The 6313-nt window shown below is 70.0% G+C and carries 7 protein-coding genes and 1 pseudogene; 7 read left to right on the top strand and 1 reads right to left on the bottom strand.

Annotation, left to right across the window (positions count from 1 at the left end; translation table 11 throughout):
- Positions 1 to 656 precede the first annotated feature (656 nt).
- From ABT08_RS12590 to ddaH, 7 genes and pseudogenes are all read left to right on the top strand, one after another.
- Positions 657 to 1058: pseudogene (locus ABT08_RS12590) on the top strand (ABC transporter permease family protein); the annotation flags it as partial.
- Positions 1055 to 1369 carry an AzlD domain-containing protein gene (locus tag ABT08_RS12585; protein WP_056207260.1) on the top strand — a complete coding sequence of 105 codons (315 nt, stop codon included), beginning with the start codon at positions 1055 to 1057 and terminating at the stop codon, positions 1367 to 1369. The pseudogene ABT08_RS12590 and the gene ABT08_RS12585, both read left to right, overlap by 4 nt.
- A gap of 9 nt (positions 1370 to 1378) precedes the next feature.
- Positions 1379 to 1771: a DUF6113 family protein gene (locus tag ABT08_RS12580; RefSeq protein ID WP_288115171.1), complete on the top strand. Its 393-nt coding sequence runs from the start codon at positions 1379 to 1381 to the stop codon at positions 1769 to 1771.
- Between the two features lie 13 nt (positions 1772 to 1784).
- Positions 1785 to 2105, top strand: a complete 321-nt coding sequence (gene fdxA, locus ABT08_RS12575) for a ferredoxin (protein WP_045246963.1) — start codon at positions 1785 to 1787, stop codon at positions 2103 to 2105.
- Positions 2106 to 2107: 2 nt separating this feature from the next.
- A complete protein-coding gene (dapC, locus tag ABT08_RS12570; protein ID WP_288115168.1) occupies positions 2108 to 3220 on the top strand; it encodes a succinyldiaminopimelate transaminase in 1113 nt (370 codons plus the stop codon).
- Positions 3221 to 3367: 147 nt separating this feature from the next.
- A complete protein-coding gene (locus ABT08_RS12565) occupies positions 3368 to 4663 on the top strand; it encodes a citrate synthase (RefSeq protein ID WP_048809218.1) in 1296 nt (431 codons plus the stop codon).
- A gap of 4 nt (positions 4664 to 4667) precedes the next feature.
- The gene (gene ddaH / locus ABT08_RS12560; RefSeq protein WP_045246965.1) at positions 4668 to 5429 is read left to right on the top strand and encodes a dimethylargininase; all 762 of its coding nucleotides are present in this window, start codon (positions 4668 to 4670) and stop codon (positions 5427 to 5429) included.
- Here ddaH and ppk2 read toward each other — a convergent pair.
- Positions 5398 to 6240, bottom strand: a complete 843-nt coding sequence (gene ppk2 / locus ABT08_RS12555) for a polyphosphate kinase 2 (protein WP_048809219.1) — start codon at positions 6238 to 6240, stop codon at positions 5398 to 5400. The genes ddaH and ppk2 overlap by 32 nt on opposite strands.
- Positions 6241 to 6313: the final 73 nt, after the last annotated feature.

Below are 6313 nucleotides of genomic sequence, written 5' to 3'. Positions count from 1 at the left end.
CTGCTACTCTGACGGGAATGGGTGGGCTACGGCCAACGGGCTTCTGCGTCGCACTCTTGCTGGCAGCCGCACCGAGCTGCGCCCTCTTCACGGATCTCGGGGGGTTCTCCGGCACCGCCGATCCGGCGAGAACCGAGGGCGGCGCGCCCGACGACGGAGACGCCGGACCGGCGCCCACGCTCGACGCGATGCAGACAGCCGACACCGAGACCGACGCGCCGACGCGGGAGCGCGCGTGCGCGAAGCCGCACACCTTCTGCGCCGACTTCGATGTCTCGGAGGATCCGAAGTACGGCTTCACCGGCGGCGGCACGGAGCTGAGCGGCTCGCTCGCGACGAACGCGACCGACTCCTGGTCGTCTCCCCGCTCGCTCGTCGCGAGGGTCACGCCCGTCAGCGGCAGCAGCTCACCCGCTGCGCTCCTGTCCGCGTCCGTCGGCGCGACCCCGGCGATTCACATCGCCTTCCGGATGAAGCTCGAGGCCAACGACTTCGCGAATACCAGCGTCATCGTCGCGGTGCTCAACGCCTACTCCGACGCCGAGGGCTTGAAGCAGGTGCAGCTCACCCTCTCGGGCACGGAGGTGAACCTCCGGGCCGCGCGCTTCGATCCGAGCACCGGCCAGACGGCGGTCGTCGCGGACAACAAGGCGCCGTTCACGATCGACGAGTCGACGGCGGTCGCTCTCGCTCAGGATGCGCCGCGGGCGCGCCGCGTGGGGTTCTGGGTGACGGGAGTGGGCATCTACGTCGGCTGGAATCTGTCGACTCTGCTGGGCGCCCTGTTCGGCGACGTGCTGGGTGATCCGCGTGCCTGGGGGCTGGATGCGGCGGCCGCCGCGGCGTTCCTCGCGCTGTTGTGGCCGCGACTGCGCGGTGCGCAGCCCATCGCCGTGGGGATCGCGGCTGCCGTTGTGGCGGTCGTGCTCACACCCGCGCTCCTGCCGGGGCTGCCCGTGATCCTCGCCGCGGTCGTCGCCCTCGTCGTCGGCTGGTTCGACGTCGGCGGTCGGCGCGCTCGCGGGCCGGGTGCATCCGCGGGGGAGGCCGTGCGATGACCCTCTGGAGCGCCCTGCTGCTGGCCGCCGTGCTGTGCCTCGCCCTCAAGGTCGTGGGCTATCTCGTGCCGCCGTCGCTCCTCGAGGCGCCCCGGCCGTTGCGCATCGCGGACCTTCTCACGGTCGCGTTGCTGGCGGCGCTCGTCGGTGTGCAGACGTTCGCCAGCGGGCAGGCTCTGCACGTGGATGCGCGTCTTCCGGCCGTGCTGGTCGCGGCAGGGCTGTTGGCCCTGCGGGCGCCCTTCCTCGTCGTGGTGGTGGTGGCGGCCGTCGTGGCGGCCGCGCTGCGGGCACTCGGGTGGGCCGCGTAGCATCGAGGCGTGACCCTGCTGCAGCGCCTCGGCGCATACGTGCTCGCCCTTGCGATCGGTCTGTTCTACGGCGCGGCGGGTTCGTTCGCGCATTCGATCGTCGTCGGAGGCTGGCTGCCGCTCGGGCTCATCGTCGCACTCATCGGCTCCACGGCGCTGCTGCTCGCGCTCCGGCTGCTGTCGGGTGACCGGTGGACGGTGCTCGCGGCCGCCCTGGGCATGATGGGGGCGACCTGGGTGCTGGCCCAGACGTCGGCGGGAGGATCGATCATCTTCAGTCAGCTGCATCCCGTGCTGGCGAACGTCTGGATGATCGTGGTGCCGCTCGTGGCCGCCGTCATCGTCGCCTGGCCGGAGCTCTCCCGGGCTCGGCGCGCTCGGCAGCCGGTCACGCACCCCTGACTACACTGGACGGGTGACGTATGTGATCGCCCTCCCGTGCGTCGATGTGAAGGATCGTGCCTGCATCGACGAGTGCCCCGTTGACTGCATCTACGAGGGGGAGCGTTCGCTCTACATCCACCCCGACGAGTGCGTCGACTGCGGCGCGTGCGAGCCCGTCTGCCCGGTGGAGGCGATCTACTACGAAGACGACCTCCCCGAAGAGTGGCAGGACTACTACAAGGCGAACGTCGAGTTCTTCGACGAGGTCGGTTCGCCGGGCGGCGCCGCGAAGGTCGGCGTGATCCCGAAGGACCACCCGATCATCGCCGCCCTTCCGCCGCAGGGGCACTGACCGTGGGGGTCGCCGACCTCGCCGACTACCCGTGGGACGCGGTGATCCCGTTCGCCGAGACCGCCCGGCGGCATCCCGATGGCATCGTCGACCTCTCGGTCGGGTCTCCCGTCGACGCGACGCCCGAGGTCGTCGCCCGTGCGCTCGCCGACGCGACCGACGCTCACGGCTATCCGCAGACGATCGGCACGGCGCCGCTGCGCGACGCGATCGTCGACTGGTTCGCGCGACGCCGCGGCGTCCCCGGGCTGGATGTCTCGCAGGTGCTCCCCACGATCGGCTCGAAGGAGCTGGTCGCTCTGCTGCCGCTGCTGCTCGGCCTTCAATCGGGCGACGTCGTCGTCCATCCGGAGGCGGCGTACCCGACGTACGAGGTCGGCGCACGCCTGGTCGGCGCGACCGCCGTGGCGAGCGATGATCCCTCGGAATGGCCTGCGGGCACCCGACTGGTGTGGGTGAACTCGCCCGGCAACCCCGATGGTCGCGTGTGGGATGCGGCCGCCCTTCGCGCGGCCTACCTGCGCGCCCGTGAGCTCGGTGCGCTGCTGGTCGGCGACGAGTGCTACGCGGAGCTCGGCTGGGACGGCCGGTGGGCGAGCGAACCGGTGCCGTCCGTGCTCGATCCGTCGGTGACGGGCGGCGGGTTCGAGGGCGTGCTGTCGGTCTACTCGCTCAGCAAGCAGTCGAATCTCGCGGGCTATCGCGCGGCTTTCCTCGCGGGCGACGCGGACGTGGTCGCCCGCCTCGTGACCGCCCGCAAGCACCTCGGTCTGCTCGTGCCCGCGCCCGTGCAGCGGGCGATGGCGGCGGCCCTCGGCGACGACGCGCACGTGGCCGAGCAGAAGCATCGCTACCGGGTGCGACGCGACATCCTGAAGCCGGCCATCGAGGCCGCGGGGTTCCGCATCGACGGCAGCGAGGCCGGTCTGTACCTCTGGGCGACCGAGGGACGTGACGCGTGGGAGAGCCTCGGGCGCCTCGCGGAGGTCGGGATCCTGGTGGGTCCGGGACACTTCTACGGCCCGCATTTCCCGCAGCATGTGCGGTTCTCGCTCACGGCCACCGACGAGCGGATCGCGGCCGCAGCGAGCCGTCTGCGGGCGTCTTCGTCGTGATCCTCCACACGATCGCCCGGACCTTTGTGCGGTAACGGAGTACCCTCCCCGCCCGGCTAGGCTGTAGTCGGCGTGCATCGAGGACCCGATGCGCATCCTGCCGCTCGGCGGCAACGACCTCGACGATTTCCCTCACGAGGAGGCGCGGTGAGCGACGAAGACACGCAGCAGCTGAAGGCGACCCTCACGGTCGGTGAGCGCACGGCGGAATTCCCCGTGCTGACGGGTACCGACGGCTACCCGAGCATCGACGTGTCGAGTCTGACCCGTCAGACCGGTCACACCGCCCTCGACTACGGCTTCGTCAACACCGCGGCCACCAAGTCCGCGATCACCTACATCGACGGCGATGCGGGCATCCTGCGGTACCGCGGGTACCCGATCGAGCAGCTCGCCCAGCACTCCACGTATCTCGAGGTGGCCTGGCTGCTCATCTACGGCGAGCTGCCGACCGCGGCGGAGCTCGAGGAGTTCGACGGACGCATCCGCCGTCACACCCTCCTCCACGAAGACCTGAAGCGCTTCTTCTCGGCGCTTCCGCACACGGCGCACCCGATGTCGGTGCTGTCGGCGGCGACCGCGGCCCTCTCGACGTACTACGAGAACGAGTCCGACCCGCACAACCCCGAGCACGTCGAGCTGAACACCATCCGCCTGCTCGCCAAGCTCCCCGTGATCGCGGCGTACGCCCACAAGAAGAGCGTCGGCCAGGCGTTCCTCTACCCCGACAACGCCCTCGGGTTCGTCGACAACTTCTTGAAGCTCAACTTCGGCGTGCTGAGCGAGCTGTACGACATCGATCCCGTTGTGACCCGCGCGCTCGAGCGCCTGCTGATCCTGCACGAGGACCACGAGCAGAACGCCTCGACCTCGACGGTGCGGCTCGTCGGCTCGACCGGCGCGAACCAGTTCTCCTCGATCTCGGCCGGCATCAACGCGCTGTACGGCCCGCTGCACGGCGGCGCTAACGAGGCCGTGCTGAAGATGCTCGGCCAGATCCGCGACTCCGGCGAGAGCGTCGAGCGCTTCGTCGAGCGGGTCAAGAACAAGGAGGACGGTGTGAAGCTCATGGGCTTCGGGCACCGCGTCTACAAGAACTACGACCCGCGGGCGAAGCTCGTCAAGGAGTCGGCGGACGAGGTGCTGCAGGCGCTCGGCGTCAACGACCCGCTCCTCGACCTCGCGAAGCAGCTCGAGGAGATCGCGCTGAGCGACGACTACTTCAAGGAGCGTCGCCTGTACCCGAACGTCGACTTCTACACCGGCGTCATCTACAAGGCGATGGGTTTCCCGACCCGCATGTTCACCGTGCTGTTCGCGATCGGCCGCCTGCCCGGCTGGCTCGCCCACTGGCGCGAGATGAACACCGACCCGCAGACCAAGATCGGTCGCCCGCAGCAGCTCTACACGGGCTCGCCGGAGCGGTCGTACCCGGGCGTCTGACCGGATGCCGCGTCTCATCGTCCGTCCGCCGTCGAGCCGTCTGGCCGACGGCGAGCTGACCCACCTCGACCGCGTGCCGGTCGATGCCGCGTTGGCCCGTGCGCAGTGGGACGGTTACGTCGAGGCGTTCCGCTCGCGCGGATGGGAGATCCTCGAGGCCGAGGCCGCCGACGATCAGCCCGACGGCGTATTCGTGGAGGATGCGGTCATCGTCTTCGGCGACCTCGCCGTGCTCGCCCGGGCGGGCGCCGTCTCGCGCCGCGGGGAGCGGGACACGATCGCACGGGTGGTGGCGGCATCCGGTCTGGAGACGGTCGAGATCGTCGAACCGGGCACCCTCGACGGGGGCGACGTGCTGAAGGTCGGACGCACGGTCTACGTCGGTGCGTCCTCCCGCACGAACGCGGCCGGTATCGCCCAGCTCGCTGCCCTGCTCGATGCGCGTGGATGGACGGTCGTCACGCGCCCGGTCGAGCGGGTGCTGCACCTGAAATCGGGGGTCACTGCACTTCCCGACGGCACGATCGTCGGCTACGAACCCCTCGTCGACGACCGCGAGGGCTACGCCGCGTTCGCGGCGGTGCCCGAGGAGCACGGCACCGCTGTCGTGGTGCTCGACGAGCGCACCGTGCTCATGTCGGCGGATGCGCCCCGCACCGCCGAGCTCTGGCGCGGGCGCGGACTCGACGTCGTCACGGTGCCGATCAGCGAGTTCGAGAAGCTCGAGGGATGCGTCACCTGTCTGTCGGTGCGGCTGCGCGACTGACGTGCGCGTGGTGATGCGCCTCGAGTGCCGCCGCGTAGTCGGGTACGAGCCCGGTCTCATCGCGCAGCGGGCGCACGTACCCGCCTGATGCGGGGCGAGGGGGCACCTCGACCGGTGACGGATCGATGCGCTCGTACGGGATGCGGGTGAGCAGATGGGTGATCATGTTGATCCGCCCGCGCCGCTTGTCCTCGTTGTCGACCTCGAACCACGGCGCCTCGGCGATGTCGGTGTGCACGAACATGGTGTCCTTCGCGCGGGAGTAGTCCTCCCATCGGGTGATCGACAGCAGGTCGTTGGGGCTGAGCTTCCACCGCCGCATCGGATCGTTCGCCCGCGAGCGGAAGCGACGCTCCTGCTCGACGTCGGACACGCTGAACCAGTACTTCAGGAGCCGGATGCCGTCGTCGACCAGCATGCGTTCGAAGATCGGAGCCTGCTGCAGGAAGCGGTGGTACTCGGCATCCGTGCAGTAGCCCATCACCCGCTCGACGCCCGCGCGGTTGTACCAGGAGCGGTCCATGAGCACGATCTCGCCCGCGGCGGGGAGGTGGGCGATGTAGCGCTGGAAGTACCACTCGGTGCGCTGCCGCTCGGTGGGCGTCGGGAGAGCGACGATGCGGGTGACGCGAGGGTTGAGATATTCGGCGACGCGTTTGATGGTCGACCCCTTGCCTGCGGCATCCCGGCCCTCGAAGATCACCACGATGCGGGCGCCGGTGTGCTGCACCCACGCCTCGAGGTCGACGAGCTGGGCCTGCAGGCGCGCGAGCTCGGTGCGGTACAGCTTCTTCGGCAGCGATGCGCTCATCCTCGGCCTCCTCGGTGCGGATGAGGCGACCCTACGCCGCGTCGCGACCTCGCCGCGTCGCGACCTCGCCGCG

This window comes from Microbacterium sp. SCN 71-21 (genome assembly GCF_001725695.1).
GTDB lineage: Bacteria > Actinomycetota > Actinomycetes > Actinomycetales > Microbacteriaceae > Microbacterium > Microbacterium ginsengisoli.
The sequence above is the reverse complement of the archived record's forward strand: the minus strand, read 5'-3'. Positions and strand labels throughout refer to the sequence as shown.

Excerpts from the sequence above, each read along its gene's own strand:
- ABT08_RS12585 (WP_056207260.1), top strand. The coding sequence starts at position 1,055 with ATGACCCTCTGGAGCGCCCTGCTGCTGGCCGCCGTGCTGTGCCTCGCC.
- ddaH (WP_045246965.1), top strand. The coding sequence starts at position 4,668 with ATGCCGCGTCTCATCGTCCGTCCGCCGTCGAGCCGTCTGGCCGACGGC.
- ppk2 (WP_048809219.1), bottom strand. The coding sequence starts at position 6,240 with ATGAGCGCATCGCTGCCGAAGAAGCTGTACCGCACCGAGCTCGCGCGC.